16 protein-coding genes are annotated in these 19,960 nt (G+C 69.5%); 9 read left to right on the top strand and 7 right to left on the bottom strand.

All coding sequences use genetic code 11. The features are described 5' to 3' along the window. Nucleotides 1-138: 138 nt before the first annotated feature. Nucleotides 139-684 carry a hypothetical protein gene (locus ACIBH4_RS26615; RefSeq protein ID WP_362763977.1) on the bottom strand — a complete coding sequence of 182 codons (546 nt, stop codon included), beginning with the start codon at nucleotides 682-684 and terminating at the stop codon, nucleotides 139-141. Nucleotides 685-1,226: 542 nt separating this feature from the next. Further along, nucleotides 1,227-2,720, bottom strand: coding sequence for a tRNA (N6-isopentenyl adenosine(37)-C2)-methylthiotransferase MiaB (gene miaB, locus ACIBH4_RS26610; RefSeq protein ID WP_362501258.1), 1,494 nt, complete (start codon nucleotides 2,718-2,720; stop codon nucleotides 1,227-1,229). A gap of 162 nt (nucleotides 2,721-2,882) precedes the next feature. On the opposite strand from miaB, the gene ACIBH4_RS26605 reads away from it, so the two are divergent. The 6 genes from ACIBH4_RS26605 to ACIBH4_RS26580 all read left to right on the top strand — a co-directional run bounded on the left by ACIBH4_RS26605 (nucleotide 2,883) and on the right by ACIBH4_RS26580 (nucleotide 8,551). After that, entirely contained in the window at nucleotides 2,883-3,056 is a 174-nt protein-coding gene (locus ACIBH4_RS26605; RefSeq protein WP_362501256.1) for a hypothetical protein, read from the top strand. Nucleotides 3,057-3,136: 80 nt separating this feature from the next. Beyond that, nucleotides 3,137-3,892, top strand: coding sequence for an amino acid ABC transporter ATP-binding protein (locus tag ACIBH4_RS26600; RefSeq protein WP_362501254.1), 756 nt, complete (start codon nucleotides 3,137-3,139; stop codon nucleotides 3,890-3,892). Between the two features lie 54 nt (nucleotides 3,893-3,946). Continuing rightward, nucleotides 3,947-4,768: a glutamate ABC transporter substrate-binding protein gene (locus tag ACIBH4_RS26595; protein WP_399173019.1), complete on the top strand. Its 822-nt coding sequence runs from the start codon at nucleotides 3,947-3,949 to the stop codon at nucleotides 4,766-4,768. 60 nt (nucleotides 4,769-4,828) lie between these two features. After that, a complete protein-coding gene (locus ACIBH4_RS26590) occupies nucleotides 4,829-5,497 on the top strand; it encodes an amino acid ABC transporter permease (RefSeq protein WP_362501250.1) in 669 nt (222 codons plus the stop codon). Continuing rightward, the gene (locus tag ACIBH4_RS26585) at nucleotides 5,494-6,435 is read left to right on the top strand and encodes an amino acid ABC transporter permease (protein WP_362501248.1); all 942 of its coding nucleotides are present in this window, start codon (nucleotides 5,494-5,496) and stop codon (nucleotides 6,433-6,435) included. Before ACIBH4_RS26590 ends, ACIBH4_RS26585 begins: the two co-directional genes overlap by 4 nt. Before the next feature lie 238 nt (nucleotides 6,436-6,673). Beyond that, complete coding sequence (locus ACIBH4_RS26580) at nucleotides 6,674-8,551, top strand: prolyl oligopeptidase family serine peptidase (protein ID WP_362763974.1); 1,878 nt, start codon at nucleotides 6,674-6,676, stop codon at nucleotides 8,549-8,551. 66 nt (nucleotides 8,552-8,617) lie between these two features. On the opposite strand, the gene rny is transcribed toward ACIBH4_RS26580, so the two are convergent. The 3 genes from rny to recA form a co-directional block, all read right to left on the bottom strand. After that, a complete protein-coding gene (rny, locus tag ACIBH4_RS26575) occupies nucleotides 8,618-10,234 on the bottom strand; it encodes a ribonuclease Y (protein WP_362763971.1) in 1,617 nt (538 codons plus the stop codon). A 285-nt stretch (nucleotides 10,235-10,519) separates the two neighbouring features. Then, nucleotides 10,520-11,347, bottom strand: coding sequence for a recombination regulator RecX (gene recX / locus ACIBH4_RS26570; RefSeq protein WP_362763968.1), 828 nt, complete (start codon nucleotides 11,345-11,347; stop codon nucleotides 10,520-10,522). Nucleotides 11,348-11,361: 14 nt separating this feature from the next. Continuing rightward, nucleotides 11,362-12,498, bottom strand: a complete 1,137-nt coding sequence (gene recA / locus ACIBH4_RS26565; RefSeq protein WP_362501240.1) for a recombinase RecA — start codon at nucleotides 12,496-12,498, stop codon at nucleotides 11,362-11,364. Between the two features lie 527 nt (nucleotides 12,499-13,025). Here recA and ACIBH4_RS26560 point away from each other — a divergent pair. After that, on the top strand, nucleotides 13,026-13,301 hold the full coding sequence (locus ACIBH4_RS26560; RefSeq protein ID WP_362501238.1) for a hypothetical protein: 276 nt from the start codon (nucleotides 13,026-13,028) through the stop codon (nucleotides 13,299-13,301). Nucleotides 13,302-13,308: 7 nt separating this feature from the next. Here the strand turns inward: ACIBH4_RS26560 and ACIBH4_RS26555 are convergent, their stop codons facing one another. Both ACIBH4_RS26555 and ACIBH4_RS26550 read right to left on the bottom strand, forming a co-directional pair. Then, complete coding sequence (locus tag ACIBH4_RS26555) at nucleotides 13,309-13,503, bottom strand: DUF3046 domain-containing protein (protein ID WP_362501236.1); 195 nt, start codon at nucleotides 13,501-13,503, stop codon at nucleotides 13,309-13,311. A 184-nt stretch (nucleotides 13,504-13,687) separates the two neighbouring features. Then, nucleotides 13,688-14,176: a VOC family protein gene (locus ACIBH4_RS26550; RefSeq protein ID WP_350944643.1), complete on the bottom strand. Its 489-nt coding sequence runs from the start codon at nucleotides 14,174-14,176 to the stop codon at nucleotides 13,688-13,690. A 284-nt stretch (nucleotides 14,177-14,460) separates the two neighbouring features. Between ACIBH4_RS26550 and ACIBH4_RS26545 the strand changes: the two genes are divergently transcribed. Next, nucleotides 14,461-19,398 (top strand): ATP-dependent helicase, encoded by a 4,938-nt coding sequence (locus tag ACIBH4_RS26545; RefSeq protein ID WP_362763965.1) that lies wholly within the window; start codon nucleotides 14,461-14,463, stop codon nucleotides 19,396-19,398. 179 nt (nucleotides 19,399-19,577) lie between these two features. Continuing rightward, nucleotides 19,578-19,730 carry a hypothetical protein gene (locus ACIBH4_RS26540; protein WP_362501231.1) on the top strand — a complete coding sequence of 51 codons (153 nt, stop codon included), beginning with the start codon at nucleotides 19,578-19,580 and terminating at the stop codon, nucleotides 19,728-19,730. Nucleotides 19,731-19,960 lie beyond the last annotated feature (230 nt).

Genomic DNA, 19,960 nt, shown 5'->3' with positions numbered 1-19,960 from the left:
GGCGGCGAGGATGGTCGTACGGGATCCGGAAACGCGCCGGGGCGCGGTGCTCCTCGCACCGCGCCCCGGCCGTACCGATCATGTCCGGCTCATCGGTCCTGGGTCATTGACGCGCTCCCCTGCCTGAAGGCCGGGGATTCAGTAACCACCGACGGGCCCCTGGGGATGCACATAGCCGGCAGGGCCGTCGCTCAGATCGCCCTCCTGGGGGCCCTGCGACTTCTGCGGGCTGCTCTGCCGCTGCTTCGACGGCTTGTCCTCCGCGGGCCTCCCGGCGGCCGGCTCGTTCCCGCCCGTTCCGCCGCCCCCGGCGTTCGCGTTGGCGTTGGAACCCGAGCCACCGCCTCCGGTGGACGTGTCGTCGCCTCCAGAGGCGACATCCGCGCTCTTCTTCGGTTTCTGCTTCTCGTCCTGCGGCGAGCTCTGGTCCGGCTCGGGCTCCTGGACCGCCTCCTGTGCGCTGTCCGGCACCGCCGGCGGTCGGGGATCGTCGCCCCCGGCGTTCACGAAGGCGAAGACGGCACCTCCGCCCAGGAGGGCGGCGGCGAGCACGGAGAAGACGGCTATGGCCAGGCCGCTTCTCCGTCGGGGCTTACGGGATTTACGTGACTGTCCGGGCTCGTCGGCGGGGCCGACGATGATCTCTGGTTCTCCGGGACCGCCCGAAGATGGAGGGACGTGCATGGGGAAAACTCCCTGCGGTTCTCGGGGGGAAACCTCCACGGCTTCCGCGGGTGCTGAACCACAGTAGCCACAGCAGGGAAATGCTCGCACATCAATCACGGATGAATCACGAAATATCATCTGTTAAGGGGCGAACGGTGACGCCGTGCACGTACCCCCTGGCAGGAGCGTCGGCATCGCCCGAATCACCGCTCCCACCGGGGATTCCGGCGATTCGATCATGGACTCGCACCACCTGGAGAGGCGCCCCGAAAACAATCAGAAGATCTCTCTCGGAGGGAGAGCATTCCGAAAAATCCCGGCCCAGGGAAGGAGCGCGTCACGAGGGTCGCCCCGAGAGGGCACTTCGGGGGCACGCCCTGGAAACCCGCCGGGAGGGAGCGCCCTGGGAAAGTTGTCTCCCGAGGCCCCCTCAGGAGGGGCAGGCCTCAGGAGACGGGCCAGGACCTCGGGAGATCCGACCAGGAGACCGGACCGCGCTCAGCAGCTCATGGAGCAGGAGTGAGCACCGGTCCCGGGGGCCCTGCCGGGAGAGCGGACCTTCAGGAGACGGAGCAGCCCGAGGTCTCGGGGAGCGGGGCGGGACGGCCGATCGAGGGCATGCCGAGCATGACCCCGGAACCGGCGCCGGCAGGGGTGCCCTGACGCGCCTGCCAGGCGTCGCCCGCGCGGGTGCGGCGGAGCCTCAGGGCCGGACCGTCGGCGACCAGGTGATGCGGTGCCGCGTACGTGACCTCGGCGCTCACCACGTCACCGGGACGCGGGACCTCCGCGCCGGGGGTGAAGTGCACCAGGCGGTTGTCGGGGGCCCGTCCCGACATGCGGTGGGTCGCCTCGTCCTTGCGGCCCTCGCCCTCGGCGACCAGCACCTCAAGCGTCCGACCGACCTGCTTCTTGTTCTCCGCCCAGGAGATCTCGGTCTGCAGGGCGACGAGCCGCTCGTAGCGCTCCTGCACGACCTCCTTGGGAATCTGGTCGTCCATGGTGGCGGCGGGGGTGCCCGGCCGGATGGAGTACTGGAACGTGAAGGCGTTGGCGAACCGCGACTCGCGCACCACGTCGAGGGTGCCCTGGAAGTCCTCCTCGGTCTCGCCGGGGAAGCCCACGATGATGTCGGTGGAGATCGCCGCGTCGGGCATCGCCGCGCGGACCCGCTCGATGATGCCCAGGTAGCGCTCGGCCCGGTAGGAGCGGCGCATGGCCTTGAGGACCCGGTCGGAGCCCGACTGCAGCGGCATGTGGAGCTGGTGCATCACATTGGGCGTCTCGGCCATGGCCGCGATCACGTCGTCGGTGAAGGCCGCCGGGTGCGGGCTGGTGAAACGGACCCGCTCCAGCCCCTCGATGTCGCCGCAGGCCCGCAGGAGCTTGCCGAAGGCGAGCCGGTCGCCGAACTCCACGCCGTAGGTGTTGACGTTCTGACCAAGAAGGGTGATCTCCAGCACGCCCTGGTCGACCAGGGTGCGCACCTCGTTCAGGACGTCGCCGGGGCGGCGGTCCTTCTCCTTGCCGCGCAGCGCGGGCACGATGCAGAACGTGCAGGTGTTGTTACACCCCACGGAGACCGACACCCACGCGGCGTAGGCGGACTCGCGCTTGGTCGGCAGCGTGCTCGGGAAGGTCTCCAGGGATTCCTTGATCTCGACCTGGGCCTCCCGCTGGACGCGCGCCCGCTCAAGCAGCACCGGCAGCGAGCCGATGTTGTGGGTGCCGAACACCACGTCCACCCAGGGCGCCCTGCGGACGATCTCCCCCTGGTCCTTCTGCGCCAGGCAGCCGCCCACGGCGATCTGCATGCCGGGGTTGCCCACCTTCGAGGGACGCAGGTGGCCAAGATTGCCGTAAAGCTTGTTGTCGGCGTTCTCCCGTACGGCACAGGTGTTGAACACGACCACGTCGGCCGTCTCCCCCTGGGCGGCCGGGACGTATCCCGCGTCTTCCAGGAGGCCCGACAGGCGCTCTGAGTCGTGCACGTTCATCTGGCACCCATAGGTACGGACCTCGTACGTGCGGGCGCTCTCCACGGTGGCAGTCATCTCACGACAAGGGTAGGCGCTCCGCCGAACCTTCAGGTACGCCCTCGACCCACCGAACTCCAGGCGATCGAACAGTCACCCAACGTCAACCTTCTCGCTGAGTCGGGGCTCCAAAGCCGCATGCGAGAACCAGGACTCGACCGACACCTCTGGCGCATCGAGATGAAGTCGTTCCGAGGGCAGCGCTCCGACGAGCTTCCGGTGATCTTCACGTACGCGCTCGACGAGAACGGCGAGTATCAGCTCATCCACCGTGTCGCCGCCGGGACGACCGTGGAACCGACGGAACCCTTCAAGCTCACCCTCGACCCGGCTACCCTGGGCAGGGTCCGATGATCAAGGCGTGAGCAGGACGTGATCTGATCGGTACCGCAGGGTTAGCCCCAGGTGCCCTTTACAGAATTACGTTGTCCAGCATGACGGAGAACGGGGACAAGACTCCTCTGGTCGTGCTTGAAGGTGTCAACAAGCACTTCGGCAGCCTGCACGTCCTTCGGGACATCAATCTGACGATCTCCCGCGGCGAGGTCCTCGTCGTCATCGGCCCCTCAGGCGGCGGCAAGTCGACCCTCTGCCGGACGATCAACCGGCTGGAGGCGATCGACGAGGGGACCATCACCTTCGACGGGCAGCCGCTCGCGGTGGAGGGCAAGACCCTGGCCAAGCTCAGGTCCGAGGTCGGGATGGTGTTTCAGTCCTTCAACCTGTTCGCCCACAAGACGATCCTCGAGAACGTCACCCTTGGGCCGATCAAGGTTCGCGGCGTCGCGAGGGAGGCCGCGGAGCGGCGGGGCATGGAGTTGCTGGAGCGGGTCGGTATCGGCGCCCAGGCGTCGAAGTATCCCGCGCAACTCTCGGGAGGTCAGCAGCAGCGCGTGGCGATCGCCCGCGCCCTGGCCATGGACCCCAAGATGATCCTGTTCGACGAGCCGACCTCGGCACTCGACCCGGAGATGGTCCAGGAGGTGCTCGACGTCATGATCGGTCTTGCCCAGGAGGGGATGACGATGATGGTCGTCACCCACGAGATGGGTTTCGCCCGCCGCGCGGCGAACCGCGTGGTGTTCATGGCCGAGGGCCAGATCGTGGAGGAGAACACCCCCGAGGAGTTCTTCACCAACGCCCGAACCGACCGGGCCAAGGATTTTCTTTCCAAGATTCTCACTCACTGACGGCCTGCTCACCCTGATGTTCCTGATGTCCCTGACGAAAAAGAGGTAGCAAGAATGCGTGTACGTCGTATTGGAGCCGTGGTCATCGCAGCCGCGGCGGCGCTGGCTGGTCTGACCGCGTGCGGCGACGACGGCGGCAGCGGAGGCGACAAGTTCGTCGTGGGAATCAAGGTCGACCAGCCTGGTCTCGGCCAGAAGCAGCCTGACGGCTCCTTCAAGGGTTTCGACGTCGATGTCGCCCGCTATATCGCCAAGGAGCTCGGCTACGCGGACGACAAGATTGAGTTCAAGGAGGCCATCTCGGCCAACCGCGAGTCTTTCATCCAGCAGGGCCAGGTCAACGCCGTGATCGCGACCTACTCGATCACCGACGACCGCAAGAAGAAGGTCGCTTTCGCCGGCCCGTACCTGGTCACCGGCCAGGACATCCTGACCCGGGCGGACGACACCACGATCAACAGCGTCGAGGACCTCAAGAGCAAGAAGGTCTGTGGCGCCCAGGGCTCCTCCTCCCCCGCCCGCCTGGTCGAGAAGTTCGGCGATGAGTGGAAGAGCGGCTTCCTCACCGAGCAGCAGGGCTACGGCGCCTGCCTGCCGCTGCTGGAGAACAAGCAGGTCGACGCGATCTCCACCGACGCGACGATCCTGGCCGGCTTCGCCACCCAGTCTCCCGGCAAGTTCCGCCTCGTCGGCCAGCCCTTCTCCGAGGAGAAGTACGGCATCGGCCTGAAGCTGGAGGACAAGGAGACCCGCGAGAAGGTCAACGCGGCCGTGGAGAAGATGTTCACGGACGGCAGCTGGAAGAAGGCCATCGACGCCAACTTCGGCGAGTTCGGCAAGTTCTTCACCAACCCGCCGACTGTCGAGCGCTACTGATTCGGTCACGCCTCGGCCGGGGCGTACGGACGCCCCGGCCTGTGACCTCTGGAGGGATGAGTGCAGGCACTCTTCGATGAGTTCCCGATCATTCGGGACGCTTTCTGGCTGACGATACGGCTCACCCTCGCCAGCGGGCTGGTGGCGCTCGTGCTCGGGACGATCCTCGCGGGCATGCGGGTCAGCCCGCTGCCGATCCTTCGCGGGATCGCCACGGCGTACGTGAACACCCTGCGGAACACCCCGCTCACCCTGGTGATCGTGTTCTGCGGCCTGGGCCTCGGCCTGGTTCTGGACGTCTCGTTCTCAGAGAGCCTGTCCACCAACTACCTGTGGCTCTCCATCATCGGACTGTCCGCCTACACGGCGGCGTTCGTCTGCGAGGCGATCCGCGCCGGGATCAACACGGTCCCGGTCGGCCAGGCGGAGGCGGCCCGCGCCATCGGGCTCACGTTCGGCCAGAACCTGAGGCTGATCGTGCTGCCCCAGGCGTTCCGCGCGGTGATCGCCCCGCTGGGCAGCATTCTGATCGCGTTGATCAAGAACACCACGATCGCCGCGGCCATCGGGGTGGGTGAGGCGTCCCTGACCATGAAGACGCTGTTCGAGGCGCACGGCGACGCGGTCATCCAGATCTTCGCCGGGTTCGCGCTGGGCTTCCTGATCCTGACCCTGCCGACCGGGCTGCTGTTCGGCTGGCTCGCCAAGCGCCTGGCGGTGGTCCGATGACCGCGGTGACCGCGGAGCGGCCCCCGGCGCGCAAGCGGCGCGCCGAGAGCTCGGAACGCGTCAGCGTCCTGTACGACATTCCCGGCCCCAAGGCCCGGATCCGCAACAACGTTCTCACCGTGCTCGTCGTCCTCGCCGTGCTGTTCGCGGCGTACGTGCTGGTGACCAAGCTCGGCGAGAAGAACCAGCTCAACGCCGAGTTGTGGACGCCGTTCCTGCGTGGCGACGTGTGGATCAACCTGATCCTGCCCGGCCTGGTGAACACGCTCACCGCGGCCGCGGTCGCCGCCCTGATCGCGGTGCCCTTCGGGTTCGTCTTCGGCATCGGCAGGCTCTCCACGAACGCCTGGATCCGTCGCGCCGCCGGTGCGGTCGTCGAGTTCTTCAGGGCGATCCCGCTGCTGATCATGATCTTCGCGGTGATGTTCGGCGGCAGTGCGGTCTTCGGACTCACCGTGACGCCGTTCTGGGCGGTGGTGATCGGCCTCGTCCTCTACAACGGCTCGGTGCTGGCGGAGATCGTACGGGCGGGCATCCTGTCGATCCCACGGGGACAGAGCGAGGCCGCGCTCGCGGTCGGCATGCGTCCTGGCCAGGTGATGCGGATGATCCTGCTGCCGCAGGCGGTCACGGTCATGATGCCGGCGATCGTCGCGCAACTGGTGGTCCTCCTGAAGGACACCGCCCTTGGCTTCATCGTGTCGTTCGAGGACCTGCTGAACGCGGGGGCACGCGTGCTGCCCTCCAACTTCAACAACATCATTCCCGCTGTGATCGTCATCGCGATCATCTACATCATCATCAACGTGATGGTGGGCGCCGTCGCCACCTGGCTGGAGAGACGGAGCCGTCGCAGCAGGAAGACCGCGGCCAAGCCGATCGCCCGGCCCGACTCGCCGACGGCGGTCGAGGGCGGCCCCGGCAACCCCGCACCGTAGGAGCCACGCCGTAGGAGTACGGCAGCCGAAGGGCGGTCACCGGACCCGGTGACCGCCCTTCCGTGTGACGGGCGGGTAAAAACATCCGCAGGCCGATTTATGGCAGAGACCGGGTCAACCGCCCTCACCTCATCATTCCCACTGATCTCACGGCCCGTTCGGTTCACCGACGGCATATCTCCGATGACGCGAGCGTGATACCGGCGACACGCGACGGGTTATCGGGCAGGATTACGCCATGTCCCCCGAGCAGGTCGTCCTGCCGTACGCCACGTGGCCGTCGCCGGTCTCCACCTCCGACGTCGCCCGTTCCGGGCTGCGCCTCGGATACCCGACTGTTCTCGGCGAGGAGGTCTGGTGGACCGAGGACCGTCCCGCCGAGGGCGGACGGACCACCATCATGCACCGCAGCGCCGACGGAGCCCAGCGCGAGCTGCTGAGCGCGCCGTGGAGCGCCAGGACCAGGGTCCACGAGTACGGCGGGCGGTCGTACGCGGTGGTGCCCGGCGAGGGCGTGGTGTTCACCAACTTCGTCGACCAGCGCCTCTACCTACTGTCCGCCGACGGTGAGCCCAGGCCCCTCACTCCGGAGCCCGAGGAGCCGGCCGGCCCGCGCTACGCGGACCTGGTCGTCCACGACGGGCAGATCTGGTGTGTCAGGGAGCGCCACGACGACGGCCGGGTGAGCCGGTCGATCGTGTCCATCCCGTTGTCCGGCGAGGACGCGCCGCGCGAGCGGGTCAGCGGCCACGACTTCTACGCCTTCCCCACCCTCTCCCCCGACGGTGAGCACCTCGCCTTCGTCTGCTGGGACCACCCCCGGATGCCGTGGAACGGCACCGAGTTGTGGGTCTCCCGGCTCGCCGACGGCACCTCCTGGAAGGTCAGGGGCGGCGTCTCCGAGTCGGTGCTCGCCCCGCAGTGGCGTGACGAGCAGAGCCTCTATTTGATCTCCGACTGGTCGGGCTGGTGGAACCTCTACCTGGTCGGGATATACGGCACCGCGCCAAGGGCGCTCTACCCGGCGGAGGAGGAGTTCGCGGGGCCGCTGTGGCAGCTCGGCGCGGTGCCGTACGCACCGATGGCCGACGGTAGCCTCGCGGTCCTGCATGGGCGGGGCAACCTGCGTCTGGGGGTCTTCGACCCGGACAGCGGTGTGCTGAGCGACCTGGACGTGCCCTACGAGGGCTGGGACGCGGTGCTCGCCACCGACGGGCACGCCCTGGTCGGAATCGGGTACGGCCCCGCGCTACCCCGGTCCATCATCCGGGTCGACACCGTGACCGAGCGGGTGGAGGAGCTCCGCAGGGACGTCAACGAGCTGCCCGACGCCGGTTACCTGCCACTCGCCAGGCCCGTGGAGTTCGAGACCCGGTTCGGGCGCGAGGTGCACGCGTTCCTCTACCCTCCGTCCAACCCCGAGGCGCGTGGCGAGGGCCCCGCGCCGTACGTCGTGTTCGTGCACGGCGGGCCGACCGGGCACAGTGTTGGCGCACTCGACCTGGAGAAGGCGTTCTTCACCAGCAGGGGCATCGGTGTGCTCGACGTCAACTACGGCGGTTCCACCGGCTACGGCCGCGTCTATCGCGAGCGGCTGCACGGCCAGTGGGGCGTGGTCGACGTCGAAGACTCGATCGCCGCGGCCGAGTGGCTGGCCGCGGAAGGTCTGGGCGACCCGGCGCGGATCGCGATCCGGGGCGGCAGCGCGGGCGGGTGGACGGTCATGGCGGCCTGCTGCGCGTCCGACGCGTTCGCCGGGGGTGTCTCCTACTACGGCGTGAGCGGGCTCGCCAACTTCAGCGCGACCACCCACGACTTCGAGTCACGCTACGTCGAGTGGCTGATCGGCCCGGAGGATCCCGCCCTGTACGCCTCACGCGAGCCTGTCGGCCAGGTGGCGGGGGTGAGCTGTCCCATGCTGCTCCTGCAGGGTCTGTCCGACCCGGTGGTCCCTCCGGCGCAGTCTCAGGCCTTCGTCGACGCTCTCACCGAACGCGGCGTCCCCTGCACCTACCTCACGTTCGAGGGCGAGGCCCACGGGTTCCGCCGCGCCGAGACCCGTAGTGCGGCCCTCGCCACCGAGCTCGCCTTCTATCAGCAGATCTTTCACTCCTGACCGGTCGGCGGGGTCAGCGGCTCAACGGGTTTTCAGCGGTTCGGCGGGGGCGACGGTTCGGCGGGGTCAGCGGGCGAACTCGGTGGCCCGCGATTCGCGGACGACAGTGATGCGGATCTGGCCGGGGTAGGTGAGCTCCTCCTCGACCTGTTTGGCGACATCTCGGGCGATCACCTGGGCCTGGATGTCGTCGACCGCGTCGGGCTTCACCATCACCCTGATCTCCCGCCCCGCCTGCATGGCGAAGACCTTCTCGACGCCCTCGTAGGAGGTGGCGATCTCCTCAAGCCGCTCCAGCCGCTTGACGTAGGCCTCCAGCGACTCGCGGCGGGCTCCGGGGCGGCCGCCGCTGATCGCGTCGGCGGCCTGGGTGAGGACGGCCTCGACCGTCTTGACCTCGACCTCGTTGTGATGGGCCTCGATGGCGTGGACGACGTCCTCGTGCTCGCCGTAGCGTCTGGCGATCTCGGCGCCGATGAGCGCGTGGCTGCCCTCGACTTCATGGGTGAGCGCCTTGCCGATGTCGTGCAGGAGTGTGCAGCGCTTGAGCAGCGTCGTGTCGAGCCTCAGCTCGGCCGCCATGATCCCGGCGATGTGGGCGGACTCGATGAGGTGACCGAGCACGTTCTGGCCGTAGGAGGTGCGGTAACGGAGCTGACCGAGAAGGGTGACCAGCTCGGGATGCATATCGGTGATGCCGAGCTCCACCAGGGCGTCCTCACCCGCGCGCACGCACAACTCCTGGACCTCCGCCTTGCTACGCTCGTGGGCTTCCTCGATGCGCTGCGGATGGATGCGTCCGTCGAGGACGAGTTTCTCCAGGGTCAGCCGCGCGGTCTCCCTGCGGACCGGGTCGAAGCACGACAGCAACACGGCTTCCGGTGTGTCGTCGATGATCAGGTTGACGCCGGTGGTCGACTCGAAGGCGCGGATGTTGCGGCCCTCACGGCCGATGATGCGCCCCTTCATCTCATCGCCCGGCAGGTGCAGAACGCTCACCACGGACTCGGCGGTCTGCTCGGTGGCCACTCGCTGGACCGCCAATGTGACGATCTTGGTGGCGCGCTTCTCACCCTCCTTGCGGGCCTCGCTCTCGATCTCCCTGATGATCAGCGCGGCCTCGCGCTTGGCCTGGTTCTCGATCTCTCGGACCAACTCGGCCTTGGCCTGGTCGCTGGTGAGTCCGGACACCCGCTCCAGGATGATCTTACGCTCCTCGGCGACCCGTTCGAGATCCTCACGGCGGTCGGCCAGCTCGGTCTCCGTCTCGGCGAGCTTGCGGGCCCGGTCGGTCTGGCGCCTGGCTTCCTCGTCGAGACGCTGCTCCCGCTCGGCGAGCCGGTTCTCCCTGCGTTCGAGGTCGGACCGGAGCTCCTTGAGCTCGTACTTCAGGATCTTGCCCTCGGCCTCGGCCTCCTTGCGCATCTCCGCCGCCGCCTCGACCGCCGTCTCCGACTTGCGCAGGAGCTCTCCGGCGTCATCTCTGGCTCTCGCCCGAATGTCGGCAGCCTCGCGTCTGGCCTCCTCCAGGTGGGCCTCGGCCTCGGCCTCCTGCTCGGGGGTGGGCCCCTTCTGCACGGGCCCGGCTCCACCGATACGACGCAGCAACACGACCAGCACGGCTGTCATCACGGCGAGAGCCACAACCGTCACTACCAACATGACGACCATGACCGGATCCATGCGCGCCTCACCTTCCTCGCGTCGCAAATATCAGGCACACGAGGGGTCACACGCACGGCACGGAAAGTCCAGGAGGGGCGCTGTCGGGACAGAAGTGAACCCAGAGGGGATCACCTACCGGCTCTTCCCGCCGGTCCTTCGTTCCGTCCTCATCCGCCAAGCCTGTTTGCCCGTACTACACCGCTATGACAATCCGCACTGCGCGGAGTAACTCCTCACTGCTGTTGAGATTAAGCGTCAGAGAGGTAACGAGCAAGCAAAGACCCGCTGTCAAGCTGCTTCGAACTAGTCGAGCGGATAGCCCGAATCATCCGCGAATGATGATGTTTCCGCGCCCTCGTCCTCCAGAACTTCGCGGATGACACGAAACGCCAGGCCGGGACCGTATCCCTTCCGGGCAAGCATGCCGGCCAGCCTGCGAGTCCTGACCGCGGGCTCCAGGCTTCGGGTCGAGGAGAGCTTGCGCCGAACGAGGCGACGGGCGGTCTCCGCCTCCTCCTCGGGATCGAGCCGATCCACCGCCTCCTTCACGGTCTCCTCTTCCACCCCGCGGTGGCGGAGCTCCGAGGCGAGGGCCTTTCTGGCGAGGCCCCGCCCGGCGTGGCGCGAACTCACCCATGCCGCGGCGAACGCCTCGTCGTCAATGAGCCCGACCTCGGAGAAGCGGTCCAGCACGGCGTCCGCCGCCTCCTGGGGCACCTCACGCTTGCGCAGCGCCTCCGCGAGCTGGGCTCGGGTGCGCGGCGCCATGGTCAGCAGCCGCAGACAGATGCCTCGCGCCACCGCCTGCGGGTCGGCCTCGGACTTCCGGCTCTTCCCAGCCCACTCGGCCGATCCGTCGGACCCGTCTGGTCCGTCGGGTTCCTTGGGAAGGAAGCCCGGGGTAGCCCTCTCTGAGCGCCGCCCGCCACGCCGGGAGGCACGTTTCCTCCGGCCTCGGGGTGCGTCGCCCGCGGGTTCCGCGGTCTCCTCGCGGAACCCTTCCTCGGAAGCGGACGAGCCGAAGTCGCGCCCACGCCCCCTCGGTGAGGCCGCCCGAGGTTCGTCGGGCCAGGCACCCCAGTCCCTCGGCCCGGCCTCGTCGGCCGGACCGGAGTCAGGTCCAGTCGTCATCGATCAGCCCGGACTCAGGCGTCACCCGGCTTGGGAGTGGCGGCCTTGGAACCGCGACCGGACGCGGCGGAAGCCGCGGCACCGGACGCACGACCGGACGCGGCGGCCGGGGCCGAAGCCGCAGGGGCGGGCGGCGGGGCGGCCGGGCTGTCAAGGCGCGGGCCGACGCCCAGCTTCTCCTTGATCTTCTTCTCGATCTCGTTCGCCATGTCCGGGTGGCTCTTGAGGAAGTTTCGCGCGTTCTCCTTGCCCTGGCCGAGCTGGTCACCCTCGTAGGTGTACCAGGCGCCGGACTTGCGGACGAAACCGTGCTCGACGCCCATGTCGATCAAGCCACCCTCGCGGGAGATGCCGACGCCGTAGAGGATGTCGAAGTCGGCCACCCGGAAGGGCGGGGCCATCTTGTTCTTGACGACCTTCACCCTGGTGCGGTTGCCGACCGCCTCCGTGCCGTCCTTCAGCGTCTCGATGCGGCGGATGTCGAGACGGACCGAGGCGTAGAACTTCAGCGCCTTTCCACCGGTCGTGGTCTCGGGCGAACCGAACATCACGCCGATCTTCTCGCGGAGCTGGTTGATGAAGATCGCGGTGGTGCCGGTGTTGTTGAGCGCACCGGCGACCTTGCGCAGCGCCTGGGACATCAGGCGGGCCTGGAGACCGACGTGGCTGTCACCCATCTCACCCTCGATCTCGGCCTTGGGCACCAGTGCGGCGACCGAGTCGATGACCAGCAGGTCGACGGCGCCGGACCGGATCAGCATGTCGGCGATCTCCAGCGCCTGCTCACCGGTGTCGGGCTGGGAGACGAGCAGCGCGTCGGTGTCGACGCCCAGCTTCTGGGCGTACTCCGGGTCGAGCGCGTGCTCGGCGTCGATGAACGCGGCGATGCCGCCGCCGCGCTGGGCGTTGGCCACCGCGTGCAGGGCGACCGTGGTCTTGCCCGAGGATTCGGGACCGTAGACCTCGACGATGCGGCCGCGCGGGAAACCGCCGATGCCGAGGGCCACGTCGAGTGCGATGGAGCCGGTGGGAATCACCTCGATGGGAGCCCGGGTCTCGTCGCCCAGGCGCATGATCGAGCCCTTGCCGAACTGACGCTCGATCTGAGCGAGTGCGGTCTCAAGCGCCTTCTCGCGGTCGTTAGCTGCCATGGGAGCCCCCTGAAGGGTCGCGGGTTGGATCGGTTGCCAGAAAGCTACGGGGTGCCGCCGACAATTTCGGGAGGGCACGCCAGGAGTGGTGGCCTGTTCAATATAGCCGAACGACTGTTCGATCGCCGCCCGTTGGCACCATGGGTTGCGGGAGTCGCGAACCACCGCGGAGGTCACCCGCGCATGACCGGGCACGAACGGACACGAGCGGGCGCGGACGGCGGAGCCGCCTGTGAGGTGTGCGCGACGCCAGGCGCGACAGGCACCATCGGGCACGAATGGATGCGAAAATACATGAACAGCCGGTAACTGACGCAGAACGCCACAAGTTGGCGCAACCAGGCACGGGCGGCGGGGCCGCCGACGAGGCGTGTGGTGCCAGGTGTCGTGGGCACCGGCAGCGGGAGAACCGCCCCGCAGGGCACGGCACCCATCCGAAAGGCGACATTTCCAAGAATTACCTTGAGCCTGTTGTAACCGGGCTGACCTGGGGTGATCCTGAGGGGAAACGACCCGAGGTGCCCAACGTGCCCAACGCGTTCACACAGCAACGCCTAGCCCATCTCGACTCCCTCGCCGCCGAACTGCGACAACGAGGGATGGTGAGCCGCACCCTCGGCGGCGCCGCCCCCGTGCTGTGGGTGTGGCATCCCGACAGTCACCGGCAGACGATCGTCTTCGCCACACCGGTCAAGGACGGCTGGCTGTTTCTGTGGGCACCGGACGGTGAGGAGAGCGCCGACGATCCCGCGCACGCGGCCGAGGTGGTGGAGAGGCTCCTCGTCCCGCTTCCCGAATCCTGACCGGCTCTCAGCGGAGCCTGGGCGAGACGTCGGTCACCCCGCACACGGCGTGCCAGACCTCCTTCGCCCCCACGCCGTCGGCCAGTGCCTGGATCACGGTCCGGCCGCCGAGATCGGCGATGACGTAGTCGTTGGCCCATGAATCGGCGTACTGGTCACCGAAGTGTGACTTCATCCGCTTCCAGAATTCCGACAGGCGCATACCCCAAGTATGGGTCCACTCCGGGGTACGGGAGCCCGTTCCGAGACGCCGCCGAACCGCGAACCACCCGGTCTCCCGGTTTCCCGTCCAGGTCCGACGGGACCGGGACAGGAGACGTACGGGGGAAGGGCCGTCACCGGTGAGAGCGCGGGCGGCCAAGGTCGGGGGTGAGGAGGCGGAGTCGTCAGAGCACGCGGGAGCCGTACATCTCTCCGAGGGGGTCCGCGAGCAGCTCCAGGCGGGCGCCATCGGGGTCGGCGAAGTAGATGGACGCGCCACTCTCGACCTGGTGCGGAACTCCCGCCGCCTCCAGCTTGCCCCGCAAACGCTCCCACGTGGAGGGATCGACGGAGATGGCGATGTGGTGGAGCCCGCCGAGAACCTCTTTGTAGGGGCCGAGGTCCAGGCCGGGGAAGTCGAAGAAGGCGAGGAGGTTGCCGTTGCCGATGTCGAAGAAGAAGTGGTTCGACCCTCGGTAGTCACGGTTCTCGAAGATCTCCGTGAGCGGGAACTCCAGGAGGTCCTGGTAGAACGCGATCGTCGTCTCGACGTCGGAGGAGATCAGCGCGAAGTGGTGCAGCCCCCTCGCGCTGCTCGGCGGACGGTGCTCCCTGAGGTGCTCCGCCTTGATCCGCTCGCGCGTCGCCTCGATGGCCTGATGGTCGATGCTCACCGTTAGCTCACCACTCAATGCGTCGTGTGTTCGTCAAAGTCGTGTCCGTGACGGCAGGGAGCCAACCTATCCCGGACGGCATGTCATGGCCGCAGGGCGTCGGGAACACCCCCGGGGGCGTGATCTCCCTCGCTCCGGCCGCGAGGCCGGTTCGTGTGTCCGCAGGTGACGCGCGGTCTGTCCACTCCCGCCCGCCGGTCGGCGGTGGCGGGTTCTGTCGGTGGGGCCGTGCAGTATGGGCGGTGACCCGGTTGGCCGGCCGGACCGGGAGCTAGGGGGCGGCGATGAGCGAGACAACGGGCGCGGGCGGAGCGCTCGATCACTTCACCCGGATGACCCGAGACTGGTTCACCGGGGCGTTCTCCGCGCCGACCGCCGCGCAGGAGGGGGCATGGGCGGCGATCGCCCGGGGTGACAACACCCTGGTGGTCGCGCCCACCGGCTCCGGCAAGACGCTCGCCGCCTTCCTGTGGTCACTCGACCGGCTCGCCTCCGACCCTCCCCCCGACGCCGAGATCTCCGGTGCGGGTCGGGCGGGCGGTGCGGGCGTGCGGAGCGGGCGGGGGCGTTCTCGCGGGGACGGCGAGCCGGCGAGGCGGTGCCGGGTCCTGTACGTGTCGCCGCTCAAGGCTCTCGCCGTCGACGTCGAGCGCAACCTCCGGGCCCCGCTCGCCGGCCTGAGGCAGACCGCGCGGCGGCTCGGTCTGCCGGTGCCGGAGATCTCGGTGGCGATCCGGTCGGGCGACACCTCCCCGGAGGAGCGGCGCCGGTTCGCGACCAGGCCGTCCGACATCCTGATCACCACCCCCGAGTCGCTGTTCCTGCTGCTCACCAGCCAGGCCCGCGAGGCGTTACGCGACGTGGAGACGGTCGTCGTCGACGAGGTGCACGCGGTGGCGGCCACCAAGCGCGGCGCGCACCTCGCCCTCAGCCTGGAGCGGCTCGACACCCTCCTGCCCAGGCCCGCCCAGCGGATCGGCCTGTCCGCGACCGTGCGCCCGGTGAGCGAGGTCGCCGCCTTCCTGGGTGGGTCGCGCCCGGCGACAGTGGTCCAGCCGCCCTCCGACAAGGAGATCGCGGTCGAGGTGGTCGTTCCGATCGAGGACATGACAGAGCTCGACACGCCTCCCCCCTCCCCCGCCCCCGACGACGACCGCTGGCTGACGGAGACCCCGGCCAGGCGGTCGATCTGGCCGCATGTGGAGGAGCGGCTGTTCGAGCTGATCGGCGACCACGCTTCCACGATCGTGTTCGCCAACTCCCGGCGGCTCGCGGAGAGACTGTGCACCCGCCTCAACGAGCTGGCGTGGGAGCGACGGGACGACGGCGGGGAGCGGGCGGCGGTGGAGGGCGCGGGAGCGGAGCCGGTGCACTGGGCCGAGGGGTTCCCCGCGCCACCGGCCTCCATCTCCACCCCCGCGGCGATGATGGCGCAGGCAGGTGCGGCCAAGGGGGTCGTCCCGGAGATCGTGAGAGCCCACCACGGTTCGGTGTCGAAGGAGGAGCGCTCCCAGATCGAGGAGGCGCTCAAGTCCGGGCGGCTGCCCGCCGTGGTCGCGACCTCCAGCCTGGAGCTCGGCATCGACATGGGCGCGGTCGACCTGGTGGCGTGTGTCGGGGCACCGCCGAGCGTGGCGAGCGGCCTGCAGCGGATCGGCCGGGCCGGGCACCAGGTGGGAGCCGTCTCGCGCGGCGTGATCTTCCCCAAATACCGGGGGGACCTGGTCCAGACGGCGGTGGTGGCCGAGCGGATGAGGAGCGGGGAGATCGAGGATCTGCGCTACCCGCGCAACCCCCTCGACGTGCTCGCCCAGCAGATCGTCGCGATGACCGCGCTGGACGAGTGGACGGTCGACGAGCTGGAGGAGGTCGTGCGGCGGGCCGCCCCCTACCGGACGCTGCCCAGGAGCGCGCTGGAGGCGACGCTCGACATGCTCGCCGGGCGATACCCGAGCGAGGAGTTCGCCGAGCTGCGGCCGCGCATCGTCTGGGACCGGGTGACCGGCACCCTGCGGGGCCGTCCCGGAGCCCAGCGGCTCGCGGTCACCAACGGCGGCACGATCCCCGACCGGGGGTTGTTCGGCGTGTTCCTGGTCGGTGAGAAGTCCTCCCGGGTGGGCGAGCTGGACGAGGAGATGGTCTACGAGTCGCGGGCCGGGGACGTGTTCGTGCTGGGCGCGACCTCCTGGCGGATCGAGGAGATCACGGCCGATCGGGTGCTGGTCACGCCCGCCCCCGGCCAGCCGGGAAAGCTCCCGTTCTGGCACGGCGACACCGCGGGGCGGCCCGCGGAGCTGGGGAGGGCCATCGGCGCGTTCCTCCGCGAGATGTCGGCGGCGGGTGCGGACACCGAGGTGGGAGGCGGGGGCACCCGGAGCACGGGGGCGGGAGAGGCGAAGGCGGAAGACGGAGCGGCGGAGACGAGAAGCGCCGGAGCGGGAGACACGGGAGGGACGGGGAAGGCCGGAGCGGTAGGCACGGGGGCGGGAGAGAAGAAAGCGAAAGCGGGGGGCGGAAAGACGGGTAAGGCTGAAGCGGGCGACACGGCGCGGGAGGCCGCCCTGGAGAGGATCAGGGCGGCGGGACTGGACGAGTTCGCCGCGGCCAACCTGCTCTCCTACCTGGCCGAGCAGCGGCAGGCGACCGGCTACGTGCCGGACGACAGGACGTTGCTTGTCGAGCGCTTCCACGACGAGCTGGGCGACTGGCGGGTGGTGGTGCACTCCCCGTACGGTGCCCGGGTGCACGCACCGTGGGCGCTGGCGATCGGGCGGCGGCTGCGGGAGCGCTACGGCGTCGACGTGCAGGCCGTGCACTCCGACGACGGGATCGTGCTGCGCGTTCCCGACACGCTCTCCGACCCTCCCTCCGATGTCGCGATCTTCGACGCGGACGAGATCGAGCGGATCGTCACCGAGGAGCTGGGCGGCTCGGCGCTGTTCGCGGCGCGGTTCCGCGAGTGCGCGGGAAGATCCCTGCTGCTGCCGCGCCGCGTGCCGGGCAGGCGGTCACCGCTCTGGCAGCAGCGGCAGCGCGCCTCGCACCTGCTGAGCGTGGCGGGCCGCTACGGGTCGTTCCCGGTGGTGCTGGAGACGATGCGCGAGTGCCTCCAGGATGTGTTCGACGTGCCGGGGCTGGTCCGGCTGATGCGTGACATCGAGGCGCGGCGGGTCCGGCTGGTGGAGGTCGAGACCGGCCAGGCGTCGCCGTTCGCGGCGTCGCTGCTGTTCAACTACATCGGCGCGTTCATGTACGAGGGCGACGCCCCGCTGGCCGAGCGACGCGCCCAGGCGCTCGCGCTCGACACGAGCCTGCTGGCCGAGTTGCTCGGCCAGGCGGACCTGCGCGAGTTGCTCGACCTCGATGTGATCACCGACACCGAGCGGGAGCTGGCCCGGCTGGACAGGCCGCTGCGCGACGCCGAGGACCTGGCCGACCTGCTTCGCTCCCACGGCCCCCTCGTGGCCGAGGACGTCAGCGTGCGCGAGGGCGACCCCGCGTGGCTGACCGCGCTGGAGGGCTCCCGGCGGGCCATCAGGGTGCGGGTGGCGGGGCAGGAGCGGTGGGCGGCGATCGAGGACGCCGCCCGGCTGCGCGACGCGCTCGGCGTGCCGCTGCCCGTGGGGGTGCCGCACGCGTTCCTGGAGCCGGTCGACGACCCGCTGGGCGACCTGCTCGCCCGGCACGCCCGTACGCGCGCCCCCTTCCTCGCGAGCACCGCCGCGGCCAGGTTCGGCCTCGGTGTCGCGGTCGTCACCGACGCGCTGCGCCGCCTGGCCGCCTCGGGGCGGGTGGTGAGCGGGGAGTTCAGGCCGGGTGGCCGCGGTGAGGAGTGGTGTGACGCGGGGGTGCTGCGGATGCTGCGCCGCCGGTCCCTCGCCAGGCTCCGCAAGGAGGTGGAGCCGGTCTCCCCGGAGACCTTGGCCGCCTTCGCGCCCGCCTGGCACGGCATCAGCGGCTCTCCCCCACGGGGCAGGCCGCCGATCGACGCGCTGGTGGGCGCGATCGAGCAGTTACAGGGTGCGGCGGTGCCCGCGTCGGCGGTGGAGACGCTCATCCTGCCCTCGCGGGTGCCCGGATACGACCCGTCGCTCCTGGACGAGCTGACCGCCTCGGGCGAGGTGGTCTGGGTGGGGCAGGGGTCCCTGCCCGGCGGTGACGGCTGGGTGTCGCTCTACTTCGCCGACACCGCGCCGCTGCTGATGCCCGGTCCCGCCGACATCACCCTGACGCCGGTGCACGAGGCGGTGCTGGAGGTTCTGGGCGGCGGGGGCGCGCTGTTCTTCCGCGAGCTGGGCAGCCGGGTCGGCGCGCTCCTGACCGGTTCCGTCCCGGATGACCGTGCCCTGTCCGCCGCCGTGTGGGATCTGGTGTGGTCGGGCCGGATCACCGGCGACACGCTCGCGCCGCTGCGGGCCGTCCTCGGAACGGGACGTCCCGCGCACCGCCCGGCCCCGACCAGGCGCCGTCGGGCGGTGCTGCCGACGAGGAGCGGCCCGCCCACCGTGAGCGGGCGCTGGTGGGCACTGCCCGCCCTCGCGGAGGACGCCACCCAGCGCGCCCACGCCCAGGCCGAGGTGCTGCTGGAGCGGCACGGCGTGGTGACCAGGGGGGCAGTGACCGCCGAGCGGCTGCCGGGTGGGTTCGCCGCCGTCTACCAGGTGCTTCGCGCCTTCGAGGAGAGCGGCCGATGCCGCAGGGGTTACTTCGTGGAAGGGCTGGGCGGCGCCCAGTTCGCCCTTCCCGGCGCCGTCGACCGGATGCGCTCCACATCCCTCTCCCCCACCCGGCCGGACACGGCGCCGGCGCCCGATCCGTGGAGCACACGGAAGCCGGAGAGGGCGGAGGGAGGCACCCGGCGGGCGGTGGTGCTGGCGGCCGCCGACCCGGCCAATCCGTACGGCGCGGCCCTGCCGTGGCCCGCCCGTCCCGGGGAGGTGTCCCACAAGCCGGGCAGGAAGGCCGGGTCCCTGGTGGTGCTCGTCGACGGGCACCTCGTCCTCTACGTCGAGCGCGGCGGCAAGAGCCTGCTCTCCTTCTCGGGTGACGATCGTCTCCAGCCCGCCGTCGACGCCCTCGCGCTCGCGGTGCGCGACGGCGCCCTGGGCAAGCTCACCGTCGAGCGGGCGGACGGCACCGCCGTCAACGACTCCCCCCTGGGCGCGGCCCTGGAGTCCGCCGGGTTCCACCCGACCCCGAGAGGGCTGCGCCTGCGGGCGTAGTCCGCCGTGACCTGTCGTCCGGTCCCACCCCACGTCGACGCGCGTGTCCCACGACCTGTCATCCGGTCCCGCCCGTGTCGGCGTGTGTGCTCGGCGAGGTGATTGCAGTCGCCCACCACTGGTTCGCAACCGGAGGTTGGGACATTGGCCACGTTGTCAGATCGAAAGGGGAAACAACGATGGCCAAGGCCAAGCCTGAGCTGTCCGCGCTGTCTGAGCTGTCCGGGATCGGCACCGAGCTGGAGGAGAGCCAGCTCGCGCAGGTCAACGGTGGTTACTACTGGGATTTCTACCACTGGGAGGACTTCGCCCCCGGTGGCTGGGCGTACTGACGCCGCGCGTGTAGCCGGACAGACATGAGAGACGGGGCGTGGTCGTCGACCGCGCCCCGTCCGTGTTCTTTTCACCCGTTCCTTCCGGCCCCTCCGAAAGAGGGCCGGGGTTCCGCCGCTCAGGACGGGGTCATCGTCTTCCTGATCAGTTTTGGGAGTAAGCCATCCGGTGGACTCCCGGTGGTAGCCGCCGACAGGTGAGCACTCTGTGTTCCCGGACCTTGAGTCCT

The sequence above is a fragment of the Streptosporangium sp. NPDC050284 genome (genome assembly GCF_044459525.1).
Lineage (GTDB): Bacteria > Actinomycetota > Actinomycetes > Streptosporangiales > Streptosporangiaceae > Streptosporangium.
This window is presented reverse-complemented; position numbering and strand designations above follow the sequence as displayed.